General features: G+C 41.6%; 19 protein-coding genes. 5 read left to right on the top strand and 14 right to left on the bottom strand.

Going from position 1 to position 19,902, the window contains the following annotated elements:
- Nucleotides 1-21 precede the first annotated feature (21 nt).
- The 4 genes from A7P54_RS15750 to A7P54_RS15735 form a co-directional block, all read right to left on the bottom strand.
- Nucleotides 22-873, bottom strand: coding sequence for a stomatin-like protein (locus A7P54_RS15750; RefSeq protein WP_004803045.1), 852 nt, complete (start codon nt 871-873; stop codon nt 22-24).
- 19 nt (nt 874-892) lie between these two features.
- Nucleotides 893-1,354, bottom strand: coding sequence for an NfeD family protein (locus A7P54_RS15745; RefSeq protein ID WP_004803047.1), 462 nt, complete (start codon nt 1,352-1,354; stop codon nt 893-895).
- Nucleotides 1,355-1,536: 182 nt separating this feature from the next.
- On the bottom strand, nt 1,537-2,454 hold the full coding sequence (locus A7P54_RS15740; RefSeq protein WP_004803049.1) for a patatin-like phospholipase family protein: 918 nt from the start codon (nt 2,452-2,454) through the stop codon (nt 1,537-1,539).
- A gap of 62 nt (nt 2,455-2,516) precedes the next feature.
- Nucleotides 2,517-3,143 carry a 1-acyl-sn-glycerol-3-phosphate acyltransferase gene (locus tag A7P54_RS15735; protein WP_004803051.1) on the bottom strand — a complete coding sequence of 209 codons (627 nt, stop codon included), beginning with the start codon at nt 3,141-3,143 and terminating at the stop codon, nt 2,517-2,519.
- Nucleotides 3,144-3,287: 144 nt separating this feature from the next.
- On the opposite strand from A7P54_RS15735, the gene A7P54_RS15730 reads away from it, so the two are divergent.
- The 5 genes from A7P54_RS15730 to A7P54_RS15710 all read left to right on the top strand — a co-directional run bounded on the left by A7P54_RS15730 (nt 3,288) and on the right by A7P54_RS15710 (nt 9,969).
- Nucleotides 3,288-4,535 (top strand): MFS transporter, encoded by a 1,248-nt coding sequence (locus tag A7P54_RS15730; RefSeq protein ID WP_171550128.1) that lies wholly within the window; start codon nt 3,288-3,290, stop codon nt 4,533-4,535.
- Between the two features lie 347 nt (nt 4,536-4,882).
- On the top strand, nt 4,883-5,989 hold the full coding sequence (locus A7P54_RS15725; RefSeq protein WP_004803055.1) for a porin: 1,107 nt from the start codon (nt 4,883-4,885) through the stop codon (nt 5,987-5,989).
- Between the two features lie 302 nt (nt 5,990-6,291).
- Nucleotides 6,292-7,929 carry a phosphoethanolamine--lipid A transferase gene (locus A7P54_RS15720; RefSeq protein ID WP_171550127.1) on the top strand — a complete coding sequence of 546 codons (1,638 nt, stop codon included), beginning with the start codon at nt 6,292-6,294 and terminating at the stop codon, nt 7,927-7,929.
- Between the two features lie 14 nt (nt 7,930-7,943).
- The gene (locus A7P54_RS15715) at nt 7,944-8,621 is read left to right on the top strand and encodes a DNA-binding response regulator PmrA (RefSeq protein ID WP_016162748.1); all 678 of its coding nucleotides are present in this window, start codon (nt 7,944-7,946) and stop codon (nt 8,619-8,621) included.
- A gap of 4 nt (nt 8,622-8,625) precedes the next feature.
- Nucleotides 8,626-9,969, top strand: coding sequence for an ATP-binding protein (locus A7P54_RS15710; RefSeq protein WP_005205968.1), 1,344 nt, complete (start codon nt 8,626-8,628; stop codon nt 9,967-9,969).
- Between the two features lie 13 nt (nt 9,970-9,982).
- Here the strand turns inward: A7P54_RS15710 and A7P54_RS15705 are convergent, their stop codons facing one another.
- From A7P54_RS15705 to A7P54_RS15660, 10 genes are all read right to left on the bottom strand, one after another.
- Nucleotides 9,983-10,798, bottom strand: a complete 816-nt coding sequence (locus A7P54_RS15705) for a serine/threonine protein kinase (protein ID WP_171550126.1) — start codon at nt 10,796-10,798, stop codon at nt 9,983-9,985.
- 94 nt (nt 10,799-10,892) lie between these two features.
- Nucleotides 10,893-11,576: a phosphatase PAP2 family protein gene (locus A7P54_RS15700; protein ID WP_171550125.1), complete on the bottom strand. Its 684-nt coding sequence runs from the start codon at nt 11,574-11,576 to the stop codon at nt 10,893-10,895.
- Between the two features lie 244 nt (nt 11,577-11,820).
- The gene (locus tag A7P54_RS15695) at nt 11,821-12,546 is read right to left on the bottom strand and encodes an amino acid ABC transporter ATP-binding protein (protein ID WP_171068244.1); all 726 of its coding nucleotides are present in this window, start codon (nt 12,544-12,546) and stop codon (nt 11,821-11,823) included.
- Nucleotides 12,547-12,560: 14 nt separating this feature from the next.
- Nucleotides 12,561-13,244 carry an ABC transporter permease subunit gene (locus A7P54_RS15690; RefSeq protein ID WP_171550124.1) on the bottom strand — a complete coding sequence of 228 codons (684 nt, stop codon included), beginning with the start codon at nt 13,242-13,244 and terminating at the stop codon, nt 12,561-12,563.
- Between the two features lies 1 nt (nt 13,245).
- A complete protein-coding gene (locus A7P54_RS15685) occupies nt 13,246-13,989 on the bottom strand; it encodes an amino acid ABC transporter permease (protein WP_171550123.1) in 744 nt (247 codons plus the stop codon).
- A gap of 79 nt (nt 13,990-14,068) precedes the next feature.
- Nucleotides 14,069-15,013, bottom strand: coding sequence for a transporter substrate-binding domain-containing protein (locus tag A7P54_RS15680; RefSeq protein ID WP_171550122.1), 945 nt, complete (start codon nt 15,011-15,013; stop codon nt 14,069-14,071).
- A 433-nt stretch (nt 15,014-15,446) separates the two neighbouring features.
- Nucleotides 15,447-16,634: an ammonium transporter gene (locus A7P54_RS15675; RefSeq protein ID WP_171550121.1), complete on the bottom strand. Its 1,188-nt coding sequence runs from the start codon at nt 16,632-16,634 to the stop codon at nt 15,447-15,449.
- Nucleotides 16,635-16,989: 355 nt separating this feature from the next.
- On the bottom strand, nt 16,990-18,399 hold the full coding sequence (locus A7P54_RS15670; protein WP_171550120.1) for a TIGR00366 family protein: 1,410 nt from the start codon (nt 18,397-18,399) through the stop codon (nt 16,990-16,992).
- A 130-nt stretch (nt 18,400-18,529) separates the two neighbouring features.
- Nucleotides 18,530-19,171: a CoA transferase subunit B gene (locus A7P54_RS15665; RefSeq protein WP_033133597.1), complete on the bottom strand. Its 642-nt coding sequence runs from the start codon at nt 19,169-19,171 to the stop codon at nt 18,530-18,532.
- Between the two features lie 2 nt (nt 19,172-19,173).
- Nucleotides 19,174-19,878 carry a CoA transferase subunit A gene (locus tag A7P54_RS15660; RefSeq protein WP_070075836.1) on the bottom strand — a complete coding sequence of 235 codons (705 nt, stop codon included), beginning with the start codon at nt 19,876-19,878 and terminating at the stop codon, nt 19,174-19,176.
- Nucleotides 19,879-19,902: the final 24 nt, after the last annotated feature.

Here is a 19,902-nt window from a genome sequence, read left to right as displayed (position 1 = left end):
TATTTTGATTGGAAACAGGACTTAGTGTTTGCCCATAATTCCACGAATGGCATTGAGTACATCCGCTGGAAGGACCACAGTTTTTGCATTGCTAGATTTAGAAAGATCTTGCATCGCTTTCACATATTGCTCACCGAGTAAGTAAGCAACAGGGATTTCTTTATCACCGACAGCTGTCGTGACCATTTCAATCGCACGTTGTGAAGATTCTGCAAGAACAACCTGTGCTTCTGCATCACGACGCGAAGCTTCCAAACGACCATCCGCTTCTAGAATCGCAGCCTGTTTTTCACCATCTGCTTTAGTCACCGTCGCACGACGTTGACGCTCAGCCGCCGCTTGAGCTTCCATCGCAGCTTGCATGGTGTGAGATGGCTGAATATCTTGGATTTCAACCGTTTTCAGGGTAATGCCCCAATCTGAAATATCATCAGAAATGGCTGCTTTTAACTTCGCTTTGATATGATCACGTGAAGAAAGCGCATCATCCAAATCCATTTCACCAACGATTGAACGGAGTGAAGTTTGAACAAGGTTTTGAATGGCCCAAGTATAGTTTTCAATCCCGTACACCGCTTTTTCTGGTGTTGTCAGGTTGATATAAGCTACGGCATTCATCACCAGTACAGCATTGTCTCGGGTAATGACTTCTTGTGAAGGAATATCTAAAACAATATCTTTCGTGGTAATTTTATAAGCAACTTCGTCTACATATGGAATCACGAAATTGAGACCAGGATTCAACGTGGTATGGTATTTACCTAAACGTTGAACAATCCATTTATAACCTTGGGGAACAATACGAACCCCTTTAAAGATGGTTATAGCAATAAAAGCTAAAAAAGCTAAAACAACAATAGTACCGACAGACATTGAAAACCCTCTTTTGTATTTATGACGTGCTATGCGGTTGAACGACTAAATCATTACCCAAAATATCAACGACTCGAACGCGATCGCCGACTTGTACAGGTACAGTACAACGGCAATTCCATTCATCAGAACCTAAAACAGGCATCGAGAAGCGTACAATAATTTGTCCATGTTCAAGACCAGTCTGGATCACCATACCGACTTGACCAATGGTTGCTTCACGAGGAAGTCCTGCTTTGGTTTTATCAATGGAGAGAGGTTTGATAAATTTGAACCAAAGAATCGTGCATAAAATAGATAAAATTCCCCAAGTAATGACTTGGGTGGTAAAGCCCATCATCGGGAAAAGCCACAGTAAAATACAGACCATGACTGCTGCTATGCCAAACCATAATGCAGCAAAAGCAGGCAAAATTAACTCTGAAAGAATGAGTAAAATCCCTAATACAAACCAGTGCCAAGGTTCAACTACAAATTCCATAGATTTGCTCGCATCATTAAACGGAGTGGAGGTGAAAAAATATTCACCTTTAGCACTCTAGCAGATCATTATCTTTATGAATATACAAAGATTGTTTTTTTGGAATTTGGGGCTGATGGTCACAAGGAATCTTGCTTGGATTGCAAGTCGTTATGCAGATCAACAGCCCTTGAGGAGGATTTTTAGAATTTAGACTTTGGCGCAGGCTTAAGGGCAGCAGGGGAGTTTTTAAACGTCGTAATCGCATTTCGAATCGCAGTGATCTTGGCTTGAGCCGCTTTTTCACCTTCTAAAATTGCTTCATTACTGGATTTTAGGTCTAATGCGCCTAAATGGCCCACTTTAGGCTGAATCACGACGGTGGCTTGATTCAACTCTTCATTAATACTTTGCTGTCCCATGATATTAATGGTTTGATCGAGTAAGCCCCACATACTTAAAGGTTTGCCTCCTACTGGACGTGCAGAAATATCTACGGCAATCACAATATCAGCCCCCATATCTTTGGCTGTTTTAACAGGAATTGGACTGACTAAGCCACCATCTACATATTTGGTATTGCCAATCACCGCAGGCACAAACACGTTTGGAATACTACAAGAAGCTCGTACAGCTTGACCTGCATTGCCTTTAATAAACTCTGCTTTTTTTCCATTATCTAAGCGCGTTGCGACCGCAGCAAAACGAATTGGGAATTGCTCAATTGGTTTATTGCCCACTTGCGTATTTACATAGTTTTGTAGTTTTTGGCCGAGGATAATACCTTGACTATTCAAAGTTAAATCGCGTAAATCAGATTCTTGCAGTTTTAACGCCAGATTCTGCATTTGATAAGGGGTTTGTCCACTGGCATAAATACTGCCCACGAAACTCCCTGCACTGGTGCCCGTCACGATTTTGGCTTTAATGCCATGTGACTCTAACACCTTGATCACGCCAATATGGGCAAAGCCTTTGGCACCGCCACCACCCAACGCGAGTGCAATGACAGGTTCACGTGCTTTAATCGCCGTAGTTTGAGGTGTTTTCTTTGCTGTTTGATCACAACCAAATAAAGCGAGACTTAGAACAGCCAAGCAAGACAGTCGAGCAATTTTCATATCAGGTGCAGATAAAATGTACAAAAAGATGGGCACATCAGAGCAGATTTACCCTTAACTTTCTAGTTTTTTTTCACAAGTTTTTGTAAGGGTTCTGCCAGCCAATCTGGGTTCTTGGGCGAGAAGTGTCCGACATAACGTTGCATGATGTGCTCTAAGTCTTGTTGATAGTGACCTGTTGGGGTAAAAGCACCTAAGCAGTAAATGGTTTTATGGTCGTAATCAAAAGCAAACATTACGATGGGAATCCCGGCAGCATGGGCAATATGATAGAAACCACTTTTCATTTTCTCTGCTTTTTTACGTGTTCCTTCAGGCGCCATCCCAATCCAGATTTTATCGTGTTGATGAATCGTGGCAACGACTTGTTCGGTTAAACCATGAGCACTATCACGATGAACAGGAATGAGTCCTGCCCAGTTTAAAAGTGGCTTCAAAGCTGGTTTAAATAAAGTATCTTTACCTAAAACCGTAATTTTTAAGCCCAAGCCACCTATAGCGAGAAAGCCATACCAACCGTCAATGTTGGAAGTATGTGGCGAGATAATGGCAACAGCTTTAGGTAGATTGGGAATTTCACCAACAACCGTCCAGCCTTGGCCGAGAAAAAGTTTTTTACACAATGCACGACTATAAGCTGTACCACGTTGTGGAACCAGCGGAGGTAAATCTGGAAAATGCTGTGGCATAAATCACGATATGTAATGACAACTACAATTATGTTAAACACTCATGACAGCGCCTGCATTGGCAAAAAATAAGATTTTATTGCCTTACAGATGAAAGGATTGGATACTTGATCGACTTTATTGTACTGCCATGGAAAACGCGGAATGCCTAATCTTCGACAGATTTACATTTTATTGTTTTCTTTGTATTGGGCACAGGGCTTGCCTGTTGGCTTTATGACGCATGCATTGCCTGTGATTTTAAGGGCACAAGGGGTGTCGCTGGCGCATATTGGTGGTTTCGGCTTATTGATGTTGCCTTGGTCGATTAAGATTTTTTGGGCTGCTTATGTGGATCGGTTTGCCTTATTGGGATTCGGGCACTACCGTAGCTGGATCATTCCGACGCAACTTTGCAGCGTTGTTATTCTGATTATTCTCTCATTTTTCCCTATCCATGCCTTGGATCAACCGAGTTATCTACTGATTTTCTTTGGCTTACTCTTGTTGATGAATTTAACAGGGGCAACCCAAGATATTGCCACAGATGGTTTGGCTGTCAATTTACTCAAAAGTGATCAGCAGCATTGGGGCAATACCTTCCAAGTGATCGGATCACGTTTAGGTTTTATTGTAGGGGGCGGAGCTGTACTTTGGTGTTTGGATTGGCTGGATTGGCAAAGCACATTTCTGGCTTTGGCAGGTTTGGTTTTTTTAAACACATTGCCTGTTTTATTTTATTCCGAGCCGCAACATGAAAGCAAAGACACACTCAATAAAGCGAATGTTCAATCCTTTACTCAGGCAATTAAAGCTTATTTAAATTATTTCCAGTCTTCTCCAGAATTAAAAGCATGGCTGTTGGTACTGATCAGTTTTAAAGTGGCTGATGGTCTAGCAGGACCTTTATTGAAACCATTGATGGTGGATATGGGGCTGAATTTCACTCAGATAGGGGTGTTTATTACCATGTTTGGAGCGGTTGCGGCATTATTGGGAGCGGCTGTCGCTGGGCTATTATTAAAATATTTCTCTAGAACAAGTTGTTTAATCGTATTCTCATTTTTGAAAATTATAAGTTTGGGGGCGTATGCCATTCTCGGCTATGCCTATGAATCTCGTTATCAAATTGCTCCACTTTGGTTGTATGTGGTAAATGCAGTTGAAGATGCCTGTTCTGCAATGCTGCTGGTCGCGATGCTGACACTGGTCATGCAATATAGCCGTAAACAATTTGCAGGAACGGACTTTACCTTTCAGGTATCGACCATGGCAACGGTCAGTGGTTTATTGTATTTATTCAGTGGTATGGTTGGCGATTGGCTGGGCTATGCAGATTATTTACTGGTGATCTGTGTCATTTCGATGCTGTGTATGAGTCCGATCTTTTATTGGAAAAATAAAGCAAGATAAAGGTCACTTTTTATTACAATTTTTGTGTTTAAACGATGTATGTTGAAACAAATAATCTGGGTATATGACTCAGCTTATATAGGAATGGAATGATTTTCGTCGGATTTTATCATTTTATGAATATAGAGATTTCTGTGAATAAGAATATAGAAATATTGCGATAATTAATTGATATAGATATTAAATTTAGAGTGGATATTGTCGTAAATAAGTCAATTAAAATGAATAACTGAATGTATAAAAATTAAACTTTAGTCGAAATTGGAATAAATTAATAAGATTTTAATCGTTTTGTCATATAAAGTTAATGTGTAGGATTTGTTACAAATTTAACCAGGATGTAAACAATGAAAATCAAAATTGTAACAGCAGCAGTGCTTAGTTTACTTGCAACAACCACTTTTGCTGCACCAACATTTTATGGCGAGATTGATGCCAGTGTTGATTATTTACCAGAAAAAAATGCAACGAAGTCAAACAAAGACGTTTGGGAAATCAGCTCAAACAGTTCATTCCTTGGACTTAAAGGTGATGAAAAGCTAACTGAGCGTTTAAGCGCAGTTTATGCAATTGAATGGGGCTTTAGCGCTGATGGCGATAGCAATGATTGGGTACAGCGTAATCGTTTTGTCGGTTTGAAAGATGCGCAATTGGGTACTTTGAAAATTGGTAAGCATGATACGCCTGTAAAACAATTATCGAGCGTTGTAGATACTTTTAACAACTATGTTGCCAACAAGGCTGATATCACAGGTATTTTCACAGGTGAAAACCGTATTGATAATGCAGTGATTTATGAATCACCAGCAGTGAAATTACTCGATGGTGCATTTAAATTTAATGCGTTACTTGCAACAGGTGAGTCTTCTGGTATTAAAGCAACCAGTGGCGGCGCAAAAGTTGCTGGTCGTGGTTTAGGTGATGCATGGTCAGCATCTGTAACTTATGAAAATCCATTGGTGGTAGCTGGTCTTGGTTATGACAAAGCGATTCCAAGCACCTTCCTTGGTCGTGGTTTCTTAAATGCTGCTGAGCCTGCAATTGCTGGTGGTGGCTTGTTTGCAGCGGCAAATACGGTACGTGCAATTGGTAAAGTCACGCCGCTTGAAGGCTTGGCCCTTAAAGCACTGTATCAGACTTCAGAAGTAGAAGCTGTGTCTGGTAATGCGCCAGGTTCAGAGAATATTGATGACACACAAGGTTGGTTGTTGGGCGCGGAATATAATATCCCTCAAGCGAAGAACTGGACAGTGAAAGGTCAATATAGCCAGAATGATACGAGCTTTAAAACCAATACTGCTGACTTTAAAGCAAAACAAATTATCGCTGGTGCAGATTATGCATTTAACAAACAAGTTAAGACTTATGGTTATGCAGGTTATCTAACGCTTGAGCAAGCAAGCAAAAAAGATAAACAACCTGTTGCAGGCTTAGGTTTAGAATTCAAATTCTAATCTGTTTTTATTTAAAAAAATGCCCTTTAAGTTTGCTTAAAGGGCATTTTTGTTTATATTGTTTTTTCTTTAAATAGAATCATTTATTTTAATAAAACGCTAGGCTACAAGGATCGGGAATTGCTTCAACAAGGATTTATAAAAACAGGACATTATTTATACTTTAATTAATCCAATTCTTAATTAACTCAATTTTTAACCTGTCATTTTGTTGGGTTGCTATCGTTTTGTTTAAGTCATTTTTAAGTTTTTATTCTTATCTTAAAAAAAGCTAAGAAATTTATTTTTAGATTGTGATGCTTATGTTGCTGAAAAGACTCAAAACCAAGACCATTTCATTACTTACCTTCAATGTGTTACTCGCAGTTTGGTTAGGGGTTTTTCTCAATCTTGCATTTTATGAAAAGATGCAGACACTGACCCCTTATACAGGTTTTAAAGCAGGACTATTTGTTTTAGCCTCAGTCGGTGTGGTAACTGCATTCTATACTTTTCTTTTTCAAGTTTTGAATTGGAAATGGACCGCAAAACCAATCGCAATCGCCTTAGTTTTTATTGGTGGTTTTGCCTCTTATGCGGTTAATACTCTAGGGGTCTGGATCACCTCAGACCAAATTCAAAACCTGATGCAAACGGATATCGCTGAAGCAAAAGATACATGGTCTTGGCATTTGCTGGTTTGGATCATTGGTATGGTGATTGTGCCGATTATTGTGATTTTGCTGATTAAATTAAAACCTGAACCTGTTATTCGACAAATTTGGAAAAAGGTGGTGGCTTCACTTGTTTCTTTAGCTATGGTTGGTGGTTTATTATTTGTCTTTTATGTCGATTTTGCTGCAATCTTTCGTGAAAACCGCGATTTAAAAGGCATGATTTCTCCTCAAAATATGATTGCTTCATTTGTATCGTATTATAAAAAGAAAGCACCTAAGGAAAATCTTCCTCTGGTGACTTATGGCGAAGATGCTCAAGCAACGCAATCATCAACAACTGTACCCAAATTGATGGTGTTGGTGGTGGGTGAAACGGCACGTGCAGAAAATTTTTCTTTAAATGGTTATGCAAAAGATACCAATCCCAAACTCGCCAAACAGGATATTTTAAATTTTTCTCAGGTGCGTTCGTGTGGTACAGCAACGGCAGTTTCAGTACCTTGTATGTTCTCTGGTATGCCCAGAGAAGATTACGATGAACGTCTTGCGAGTCATCGAGAAGGCCTACTGGATATTGCAAAACGAGCGGGTTACCAAGTGACTTGGATTGATAATAATTCGGGTTGTAAAGGGACTTGTGACCGTGTTGAGCAATTTAAAATCCCTGAGCCAATTCAACAGAAATGGTGTAAGGATGGAGAGTGCCTGGATGATATTCTGATTGATAGTTTAAAAGCTTATCTTGAAACCATCCCGAAAGATGATACCCGTCCACATTTAGTGGTATTGCATCAAATGGGCAGCCATGGACCAGCCTATTATAAGCGGGTACCTGCTGAATACCGTGTATTTAAACCAACCTGTGATACCAATGCGATTCAGGGCTGTACTCAAGAAGCACTCGTGAATAGCTATGATAATACTTTGCTTTATACCGATTATGTTTTAGATTCATTGATTGAAACATTAAAAAATACAACGAAATATCAAACAGGTTTGTGGTATTTGTCTGATCATGGTGAATCAACAGGTGAGAGTGGGATGTATTTGCATGGTGCGCCTTATGCGATTGCACCGACGCAACAAACCCATGTCCCGATGGTGATGTGGTTCTCTCAGACATGGCAGCAACAAGCCGCGAAGCAAGTCAAATGTTTGGCACAACAAAGTAAAAATAAGCTGAGCCAAGATAACTTGTTCCCAACCATGCTGAGTTTGCTTGATATTAAAACCAAGGTAATTAATGCTAAAAATGACATGTTGCAGACATGTCCTAACCCATAAGGTGTAATGAAATCATGACTAAGATCTTGATGATAGAAGATGATTTTATGATTGCTGAGTCAACATTGACTTTATTGCGATATCATCAGTTTGAGGTGGAGTGGGTCAATAACGGGGTTGATGGGCTAGCTTTGTTAACCAAACAGCCTTTTGATTTAATCTTGTTGGATTTAGGCCTACCTTTGATGGATGGGATGCAAATTCTCAGACAGATTCGTCAACGTAGTTCAATACCTGTGTTGATTATTTCTGCACGAGATCAGTTACAAAATCGTGTCGATGGTCTCAATCAAGGCGCAGATGATTATTTGATCAAGCCGTATGAGTTTGATGAATTACTTGCACGGATCAATGCGTTATTACGTCGAGGCAGTGTAGAAACAGCACAATTGAAAAGCCAGTCACAATTGTTAAAAAGTGGTGAGTTGACTCTCGATGTTGAACAGCACTTGGCGACATTTAAAGGACAACAGATTGAACTGTCTAATCGGGAATGGGCCATTCTGATCCCGATGGTTTCTCATCCAAACAAAATTTTCTCGAAAGCTAATTTGGAAGACAAACTGTATGATTTTGACAGTGAAGTGACCAGTAATACCATTGAAGTCTATGTACACCATTTACGAGCCAAACTTGGAAAAGACTTTATTCGAACCATTCGTGGTCTAGGTTATCGTTTGGGGCAAGCTTAAACTTATGAAAAAAACTCAGCATTATTCACTCAAGAAAAGACTGATTTGGGGGACCTCTATTTTCAGTATTGTGCTGGGTTGTTTCTTGATTTTAGCCGCATATAAAATTTCATTACATGAGGTCGATGAAATTTTAGATACCCAAATGCAATACATGGCGGAACGTTCCAGCTCTCAGCCAGTAACGCCAACGGCAAGTCGGGTGGAGTTGCACAGAACCTACCATGAAGAGGATTTGTTGATTGATATTTGGGCCTATAAAGATCAAAGTCATTTATGGCATCAGACCCATCTCTTGCTCCCCCCTGTGAAACAAGCTGGTTTTTATACCCAAAACACACCGCAAGGAAAGTGGCGTGTGTATGTGATTCCATTAAAAGACTATCAGATTCAAGTCAGTCAGCAAGAAGAGGTACGCCATGCGTTTGCGTGGGAGTTGGCCGGGAGTATGTTTGTCCCTTATCTGCTCTTATTGCCGATTGCGATTTTGGTGTTAGCATTTATTATCAGTTTGAGCTTAAAACCCTTAGATGATTTTAAAACGGAATTGACCCAACGTGATTCGGATGGTTTATCACCGATAGATGTGAAAGATTATCCGCAAGAACTGTTACCCACCATTGAAGAAATGAATCGTTTATTTGAGCGTATTCAGCATGCTCAAACTGAGCAAAAGCAATTTATTGCCGATGCCGCGCATGAACTTAGAACACCTGTGACTGCACTGAATTTGCAAACCCGAATTTTGATCAGTCAGTTTCCAGAACATGAGGCTTTGCAAAACCTGAGTAAAGGCTTAGCCCGTATTCAACATTTAGTCACCCAGCTTTTAGCATTGGCTAAGCAGGATGTTGCACTAAGCCTGATTGAACCCAATACTAATTTCAGATTGAACGATGTTGCACTCAACTGTGTTGAGCAATTGGTGAATTTGGCCATGCAAAAGGAGATTGATTTAGGCTTTGAACGCAATGATCCAATTGAAATGCAGAGTCTTGAATCAACTGTACATTCGATTATTTTTAACCTGATTGATAATGCGATTAAATATACCCCGAATCAAGGCATTATTAATATTTCAGTCTATAGCGATACCGATGATTTTGCCTATATTCAAATCGAAGACAGTGGTAATGGAATTGATCCTGAACAATACGACAAAGTTTTGAAACGTTTTTATCGTGTCCACCATCACTTAGAAGTGGGCAGTGGACTGGGACTTTCAATTGTAGATAAAGCCACCCAACGTTTAGGTGGGGTTTTGACTTTATCTCGGAGTATTGAATTAGGCGGTTTGAGCGTTTTGGTCAGATTACCAAAGAAACTTGCGCATCATGAACCGCATTGAATATAAAGAGGACTTAATTTGACTGAGTATTGATTTCAGATTGCTGTTTCAGGTCGCGCAGGAATAACACACATTTCTGGATGCGTTTACCATCATTGCCGACTTTGCTGACATTCAAGCGTAATACCCAGTTTAAACGTTTACCGACCTTACAAATATCTTTATAGACTTGAGGTTCATCCAGTAAAGCTTGATAAAGTAGCTGGCTGGCTGGCTCGAGTCGTTCAAATTCAAAATGATAGGCTGTCGAGAAGATAAACAGTAACCAGTCACGAACAAAACAGTCATGCAGGCTGAGCACATCTCGCGGATCTGTTTCAAAATCAATAAAAGTAAACTGATTTTGTTCATCGACCAGAATGTTCCGCGCAAAGGCTTCACTTAAATAACCCTCATTCCCATGCAACTGGCGAATGGATTGAATGGCTTGATGAAATAAGTCGAATTGTTGTTCAGGATGATCTTTAAGGCTTGCAATTTTCTGGTCTAGTTGGCTGACGCGGCTTTGACGTTGTGAGCCGACATCTTCGAGCAAAATGCCTTTTTTTGAAAGTGCCAATACATTTGGTGTTGAAATCCCTAATGCTTTGAGCTGATGGATACGTTTGAATTCACATTGGATTGCAGCTGATCCCCCTTGGTTGGGAACTGGGGTGATGGAGCCGAGATTAAATATTTTTGCTAGCCATTTCAGAGGCGTATATAACCACAAACCATGACGTTCAGATGCTTTTTTAAGCCATACTTTACGTGAATCTAGTTCATAAGACTGAATAGAGTCGGATTGCGTTGCTAAAGTGGATTCCAAAAAAGTTTGATAGTCAGACATACGGCAGCAAGAAAAATCCTAATGTGGGTGTCAACCGAACTCGTTCTATAAGTTCGGGCATCCACTTTACCACATTGGATATCGAGAAAGGTACTCAATTGCGATTTGTAATGGCTTGGTGGTGCTTATAAGTGAGCGCATACAACACAAGGTTCACAGCAACACAAACCCATGCAGTCCATAAGTTATGACTCAAAAAATGGGCGCCACGCATCATCTGTGCCCAACCCATCGCAAAGCCAATAATCATTGCTGCAACAAGATAAAACCAAGCACGTTGTGTTTGATGCAAACGATAGACAAAATAGCCTGTGACCAGTGCGAAGCCTGTACTGGCATGCCCACCAGGAAAACAGTGTCCAGCAGTTGCAGAGAAATCCCAGATAAAGCCTGTTGGCGTTTCATGGGTCATATACCATGGACAAGCGTGATAAGAATGGGCTTTGAGTAGTCCTACGATACCTGTACAGAGCATGCTGACCCAAAACATATAACCATATTGCCAACGTTGTGGTTTCAGCTTTTCGACTTTAAAAGAGGCGCACCACAAAAAGAAAAAAACCACATAAACAAGCGTTAAAAGTTGTTTGACGTAAGTATGGTTAAGTTTATCGAGAAACCAATCATTTTTATAAGGGAAGCCACCCTGTTGACTGACCCAAGGTTGGATCAGTTGCATGTCAATGGTTCCACCGACTGGAAACACGAACAACAAGATGAAAAAGCTGACCAATAATAGAAAGCTCATCAATGCGAAGAAAGGTGTTTTCAAAATCATGGAACGTATTATTAAAATCAGATGACAATTGTGTTATTTAATGTGAATAAGCTTAATTGGCTCTTAAATCATCATAAAAAATGTTAGTAGAGGATAGTTAAAAATAAGCACAAACTTATTTTTTTAAGCATTTGAAAATATTTATTTTATTTTTTATTTAAGTATATTTTATGATTTTTGCTTGTTCCATTTCAGCATAAAGCAGCCATTTGGCTGCTTTATTTCTGCTATAAACTAGAACTGATTAGTGCAGGATTTTATTCAGGAATTGCTGTGCACGTTCTCCACGTGGTGCCCCAAAAAATTCGTCTTTAGAACAGTCCTCTACGATTTTTCCTTGGTCCATGAAAATAATCCGATTGGCCACCTGACGGGCAAAGCCCATTTCATGCGTCACACACATCATGGTCATGCCTTCTTTGGCCAATCCCACCATCACATCGAGCACTTCATTGATCATTTCAGGGTCAAGCGCAGAAGTTGGCTCATCAAATAGCATCGCAATCGGGTCCATACTGAGGGCACGGGCAATTGCAACTCGCTGTTGTTGCCCCCCTGAAAGCTGGGCGGGATATTTATTGGCATGGGCACTGAGTCCAACCCGATCCAGATAGGCCAGTCCTTTTTTATTGGCTTCCGCTTCTGAGCGTCCAAGCACTTTGATCTGTGCAATAGTCAGGTTTTCGGTAATGCTGAGATGAGGAAACAATTCAAAGTGCTGGAACACCATACCAACCCGACTACGTAGTTTAGTCATATCCGTTTTGGGTTCGTGAACGGGCACGCCATCGACAAAGATTTTACCTTGCTGAAATGGTTCAAGCCCATTCACGGTTTTAATCAAGGTTGATTTTCCTGAGCCTGATGGGCCACAGACCACCACCACTTCACCTTGGCAGATTTGGGTACTGCATTCGGTTAGCACCTGAAATTGATCATACCATTTACTGACATTCTGGAGGTCTATCATTACTTTATTGTCGCTCATACACTTAACCTCCTTTGTAAACGTTTCACTGCGAATGTTGCTAAAGCACTAATCGTGAAGTACACCAGCCCCGCAAATAAAATATATTGGGTGAGTAGAGACATTAAATCGCCACGAACATAATTTGTTCTGAAAAAATCGAGTAAGCCAATGGCATAGACCATGGTGGAATCCTGAAACAGGATGATGCTCTGTTGAAGCAGTAACGGTGTCATTTTTCTGAATGCCTGTGGCAGAATAATCAGTCGCATGGATTGGCCATAGCTCATGCCCAATGCAGAAGCAGCGGCAGCTTGACCTTTGGGAATGGACTGAATCCCTGCACGGACAATTTCAGAAAAATAAGCAGCTTCAAATAGCATGAAGGCGACGATACTTGAAACTAAAGCGGTATCAATGGTCAGATATTGTCCGGTAATTGCGGTATAAAAAAATGGCACAGCAAAGTAGAACCACATCAGCACCAGTAACAGCGGAATGGAACGGAACAGATCCACATAAGCCTGTGCAATCCAATTTAAAATTTTGATTGATGACAGCCGCATCAGGGCCACGAGAGTACCAATCGCAATACCGCCAATGGTCGCAATCACCACGACTTTTAAGGTAATGCTGAATCCATACCACAGCGCAGGTCCAGACTGCTGTAAGTCACTGAGAAAAGACGTTAGCCATTCCATACTACTTTCCTCCTGATATTAAACCAGGAATACGCAGACGCTTTTCCAACAGGTTCATGCTAAAAATAAGACAGATGTTAATCAGAATAAAAATGAGCGTGACATAGGTATAAATTTCGATGGTATTCTGGGTATATTCACTGATGGTTTTCATCTGTGAAATAATTTCTGCAACACCGACCAGCGAGGCGACCGAGGTGTTTTTGACACAGTTGGTCAACTCTGAACTGAGCGGCGGTAAAATGGTGCGAAATGACTGAGGTAGAATGACATAGCGATACAGTTGCGCCGTGGAAAAGCCCATGGCATAACCTGCATTGATTTGTCCCTTGGGTAAGGCTTCAATCCCAGTTCGGACTTGCTCACATACCCGCGCAGCAGTGAACAGACCCAGCCCGATACTGGCCGAGATCAGGGCAGTGGTATTGGCCCCAAGATCATTCATCCACCAGTTTTTAATCGGGGCGGGCAGAAAGTTGGGAACCACATAAAACCAGATAAATAATTGAACCAGTAAAGGTACATTTCTAAACAGGGTGACGTAGGTGGTACCGATGGCTCTGGCGGTTTTATTGGGGAGCGTGCGCATAATGCCGAGGATACTGCCCAGCAGCAGGGCAATACTCCAGGCGACCACAGCAATCACAACCAGCCAACCTAGACCTGTGATGATCCAGTTCAGGTAGGTGGTATCTCCGATACCTGTAGATTGCCACAAAACTCCCCAGTTCCAGCTATAATTCATAACAACTCCTGAGTAGAATCGGGACAACATCCACTGTTTCCCGATTCCACAATATTATGCTTGCGATAAGGGGAGCGAATTACTGATCGCGATCATGTGGATTGCTGATTAAGGCTTTGAGCTGATCCGACATGGCAAAATTCAAATTAATATTTTTTGGCGGAATCGGTTGCTGGAACCATTTTTCATACATCTTGTTGATTTCACCAGAGGCATAAGTTGCCTTGATGGCATCATCAACTACCTGTTTAAAACCAGTATCACCTTTACGCAGCATACAACCATAGATTTCATGAATTGGTGCAGTACCAACGATGTCCCATTGATTCGGATCTTTGGCTTTAGATTTTTCACCTGCGAGCAGAATATCATCCATCATAAAAGCGACAGCACGGCCATTTTGCAGCATCAAGAAAGATTCAGCATGGTCCTTGGCAGAAATGATTTCACCAATACCAAGTTCTTGTTGGTGTTGACGGATATAGCGTTCAGATGTGGTTCCTGCTGTTGTCACCAATTTTTTGCCTTTTAAATCGGCAAAGTCTTTAATCCCCGAATTTTTAGCAGTTAGCAGTCGAGAGCCGACCTCAAAGAAACCAACAGAAAAATCAACCTGCTGCTGTCGTTCTTTATTATTGGTGGTTGAGCCACATTCTAGATCGACAGTCCCATTCGAGACCAGTGGAATACGGTTCTGACTAGTGACGAGGTTATAGCGAATTTTCAGGTCTGGCATATTCAGCTTCTGCTTTACGGCTTCAACCACTTTAAGTTGCAGATCATGCGCATAACCGACGGGTTGGTTTGGGGTCGATGCAATATAAGAAAAGGGAATGGATGAATCTCGATAACCCAGCACTATCGTGCCAGAGCTTTTGATTTTGTTTAATGTTCCCGAAGTGGAGACACCCGCTTCAGTCGCTTTGTCGCCAGCAGCCGGCGCTTTGTTGTCACTACAAGCACTGAGTCCGAATACCAATGTGCCTGCACAAAGCAGAGAGGTCATGGTGCGTTTATAAATCATGTACAAAACTCCTTTTGTATCGTTATGATCGCATGCGTCATTGTTGCGGTTTAACCGTTCATTGTTATGAAAAATAATGTGTTCTTTTTGATGTCTTAAAAAACATTATTTTTCATCTTAATAGAGTTCAATGCGCATGCTCAAGCGATATTCTTTGCGGTTTTGTTAATCGTAATGGTGGATGAATGGCGTAATTTAAAAGCTGTAAATTACAGTAAAAATTGCAAGAAATATAAAGCATGATATGTGCCATGATCGCTTGAATTCACTGGGGCAGAGTCGGTTGCACAACTGCTTTATTTCAGTATTAAAACTGCTATGTATCGATAGCATCGATGAGAAGAGAAAAATAAAATAGGGAAAATAAAAACTAGCCCGTTTTTAATTGAGATAAAAAAAAGCGACGTTTCCGTCGCTTAAAAAGGTTTGAAAATTAGAACATCGATTCTTCAGAATTGGCTGAAATTTTATGGATTGAAAGATCCGCACCACGATACTCATCTTCTTGTGACAGGCGAATACCCATAGTGGCTTTTAATAGACCATAGACAATAAAACCACCGACTAAGGCAATGATAATGCCAAGACCCGTACCAATGACTTGTGAGATAATGGAGACACCCCCTAAGCCACCTAAAGCTTGTTGACCAAAGATGCCCGCTGCAATACCGCCCAATGCACCACAAACACCGTGTAATGGCCATACCCCAAGTACATCATCGACTTTGAGTTTGTTTTGAGTGTAAGTAAACAGGTAAACAAACAATGCACCTGCAGTACCACCAATTACTAACGCACCAATTGGGTGCACAATATCGGAACCTGCACAGATTGCGACCAATCCAGCCAATGGACCATTGTGTAAGAAACCAGGGTCATCTTTGCCCATGAAATTGGCAGCTAAAGTTCCACCTACCATTGCCATGAGAGAGTTAATTGCAACCAGACCAGAGATGGCTTCAACCCGTTGTGCACTCATCACGTTAAAGCCAAACCAGCCCACGATCAGAATCCATGAACCTAAAGCAAGGAATGGAATAGATGAAGGCGGATGGGCACTGACACGACCATCATTTTTATAACGACCATGACGAGCACCGAGTAAAATCACCGCAGCAAGGGCAATCCAGCCGCCCATTGCATGAACCACAACAGAACCTGCAAAATCATGGAAACTTGCACCAAAAGAGTTCTCTAACCACTTTTGCAGACCATAGTTACCATTCCAAATCATGCCTTCGAAGAAAGGATAAATCAGTGCTACCAAGATCAATGTTGCAATGGCTTGAGCACGCATCTTGGCACGTTCTGCGATACCACCCGAAATAATCGCAGGAATTGCAGCAGCAAAGGTCAGTAAGAAGAAACAACGCATTAAGTTATAGCCATGATCGGCTGCTAAGGTACTGCCTGCATGGAAAAAGTTTTGACCATATGCAATCCAATAGCCTACAAAGAAATAGGCAATCGCTGAAATGGCAAAATCGGTAAGGATTTTACTCAATGCATTGACTTGGTTTTTATGGCGTACCGTGCCCAATTCCAAGAACGCAAAGCCAGCGTGCATTGCTAATACTAGTACTGCACCGAGCAGTAAGAAAAATAGATCTACGTTTTGCATAGTGGTGCTCAAAAAAAGTGCTAAATTTTATTTTGATGCAAATATTTGATTCATTTTTTGCACCAAAATAGATTTAGTAAATCTAAAAACTCAAGCTGTATTGAAACAGCTCAATTTGATGAAATTTATAAAGCAAAAAACGCACCAATTTAGAAATTAAATTGTAATTTTGGTGAAAAGTGGTGCAATTTGCCTAAAAATAGCACAGTTCTGGGCATTTCTAAATGAAAGGAGTCGTGGGTGATTTCAATGCAAATGGGGAGATGGTTTTTGCTGTGTTCAAGAACAGCTCACGCCACTTTTCATATCTCTGATGTTCAATATAAAAAGCAGCGCTGTACAATTGTTGCTGGTCTTACATGACTGGTGGGCTATAGCTGAGGGTGCGTCCTAAAATCCACAATAAGAACAGCACTAACGGAAGATGGAACACCAATTGAGTCACGGTAAAACCAATCACGTCTTTGGCCTTGAGTTTTAAAATTCCCAACATCGGCAGCATAAAGAAGGGATTGATCAGATTTGGCAATGCTTCTGCCGCATTATAAATCTGCACCGACCAACCTAAATGCACCTGCAAATCATTGGCAGCCTGCATCACATATGGCGCTTCAATAATCCATTTACCACCGCCTGAGGGAACAAAGAAACCGAGTACCGCAGAGTAGATGCCCATCACAATCGCAAAGGTCTCTTTGGAGGCAATCGAGACAAAGAATTCAGCAATATAGTGCGACAGGGATAAATCCTGACTATTCAGCGCTTGGGTCATAATAAAGGCGATACTGCCATAGAGTGGGAACTGGATTAAAATTCCTGACACAGCAGGCACGGCCTGACTCACCGCATTGAGAAAATTACGTGGAGTACGGTGTAGTGCAAGCCCCAGCATCAAAAACACAAAGTTATAAGTATTGAGACTGGAAATGGCGATGATTGGATTGGTTTTAGAAAACTCGATAAACATCCAGATCAAGCCTAATGCCACCACAATAATGGTCAAAAGCGGTGAGTTCTCCAACCAATCCCCAGGTCGGGTCGATTTGACTTCGGTCTTTTCCTCTTCTTCAAAGTTGAGCTCAAAATCCTGCATGGTTTTGACATTGTCACCTTTCGGTGCAGACCAATAGGCAATCGCAATTGAGACAATCACCAAGATTAAAGTCATTAACATGGATTGCCACAGGAAGATGGTTTCGGTAAATGGAATTACACCGGTTAAGTTATAGATTGACTCAGGCAGACTGGCTTTATTGGCCTGTAACTGGGCTGCAGAAGAGCTGATACCCAGTGCCCAAGTTGCGCCCATGCCAATGATTGCAGCGGCTGCGGCTGCACGGTAGTCCATTTGTAGTTCTTTACGTTTTGCTAGCGCAATCACCAATAACGCCGTCAGAATAGTACTGACTGCCCAATTGACCAAAGAAATCAATAAACTGACCGTGGCCACCAACACAATGGCACTGCGTCCCGAATGGGGGATACGCGCCATCTTCTGAATCAGTTTTTTCACAGGTGCAGAAACCGAAACCACATAGCCAACAATAATCAGCATGGTCATTTGCAGAGTGAAAGGGATTAAACTCCAAAAACCATTCCCAAAGGAGCTGGCGACATCTTGTACCGATGCACCGATACTGATTGCAGCAAAGGAAACGATAATCACACCGAGCAGGGCAAAGATATAAGAGTCAGGAAACCATTTTTCCGACCAGTTACTAATCCGCAGGGCAAACCGTTCTAACAAGGCAGGTTGTTTATTCATGTTTAGCATCCATTTTTAATTTTGTTGTATCTGATTCATTTGTCCTAAATGAATGTGCTGCTCCCGAAAACAGCGAAAAGTGATGCCATTACAGCATCACTTCAACGAGAAAAATAAAAGGGGGGGAGAGTTAAGCTTTGGCTTCAATCAACAGCTCAACACCTGTAGCATCTAGAATTTGTTGTTCAGTGACATCCGGTGCTAACTCCACCAGTTTGATGCCTTCTGCGACAACATCTAAAACGCCCAAGTCGGTAATAATACGATGCACGACTTTTTGACCTGTCAGCGGTAAGCTACACTGCTTAACGATTTTAGCAGTCCCATCTTTGGCATTGTGTTCCATCAGCACCACCACACGTTGAACGCCTGCAACCAAGTCCATCGCGCCGCCCATGCCTTTGACTTTTTTGCCCGGAATCATCCAGTTGGCGAGGTCACCTTGTTCAGAGACTTCCATAGCACCCAGAATGGCGATATTGACGTGGCCGCCACGAATCATGGCAAAGGATTCACTGCTTGAGAAAAATGCCGCACCTGCACGAGCGGTGACAGTTTGTTTGCCTGCATTGATTAGATCAGGGTCGAGTTGCTGTTCGGTTGGAAATTCACCAATGCCGAGTAGACCATTTTCCGATTGCAACCACACATCCATATCCTCTGGGATGTAGTTGGCAACCAATGTTGGCAGGCCAATACCAAGATTGACGTAGAAACCATCTTGTAATTCTTGCGCGGCACGTTGTGCCATTTGTTCACGTGTCCATGCCATGATTATGCGTCCTGTGCTTTTAGGGTTTTTTGTTCGATACGTTTTTCTGGTGTGGCATTCAGCACCACACGATTGACGTAAATGCCCGCTAAATGAATTTCATCTGGATCAAGTTCGCCGATCTCAACAATTTGCTCTACTTCAGCAATGGTGACTTTTCCAGCCATTGCACATTCAGGGTTAAAGTTTTGTGCAGTTTTACGGAACACCAGATTGCCAGCTTTATCCGCTTTGTAGGCTTTAACCAGTGCCACATCTGCGGTCAGTGAGGGTTCAAGGATGTAAGTACGACCATTAAATTCGCGCTGTTCCTTACCTTCAGCCACCAAGGTGCCTGCACCTGTTGCGGTATAAAAGGCAGGAATGCCTGCACCGCCAGCGCGTAATTTTTCGGCTAGTGTGCCTTGAGGAGTGAGTTCAACTTCGAGTTCGCCATTTAGATACTGGCGTTCAAATTCTTTATTTTCGCCCACATAAGACGAGATCATTTTTTTAATTTGTCGGGTTTTGAGCAAGACACCCAAGCCAAAATCATCAATGCCTGCATTATTGGAAATACAAGTGAGGCCTGTTACACCAGTTTCTTTCAGTGCTTGGATTAATGCCTCAGGAATACCACATAGGCCAAAACCGCCAACCGCAAATGTCTGTTGATCTTGCACCACATCTTGCAGTGCCAGTGCTGCGGTTGAATAGACTTTATTCATTTTTTTCACCTGTAAATTCCTTGG

It is taken from the genome of Acinetobacter sp. Ac_3412, assembly GCF_013072675.1.
Classification (GTDB): Bacteria; Pseudomonadota; Gammaproteobacteria; order Pseudomonadales; family Moraxellaceae; genus Acinetobacter; species Acinetobacter higginsii.
The sequence above is the reverse complement of the archived record's forward strand: the minus strand, read 5'-3'. Positions and strand labels throughout refer to the sequence as shown.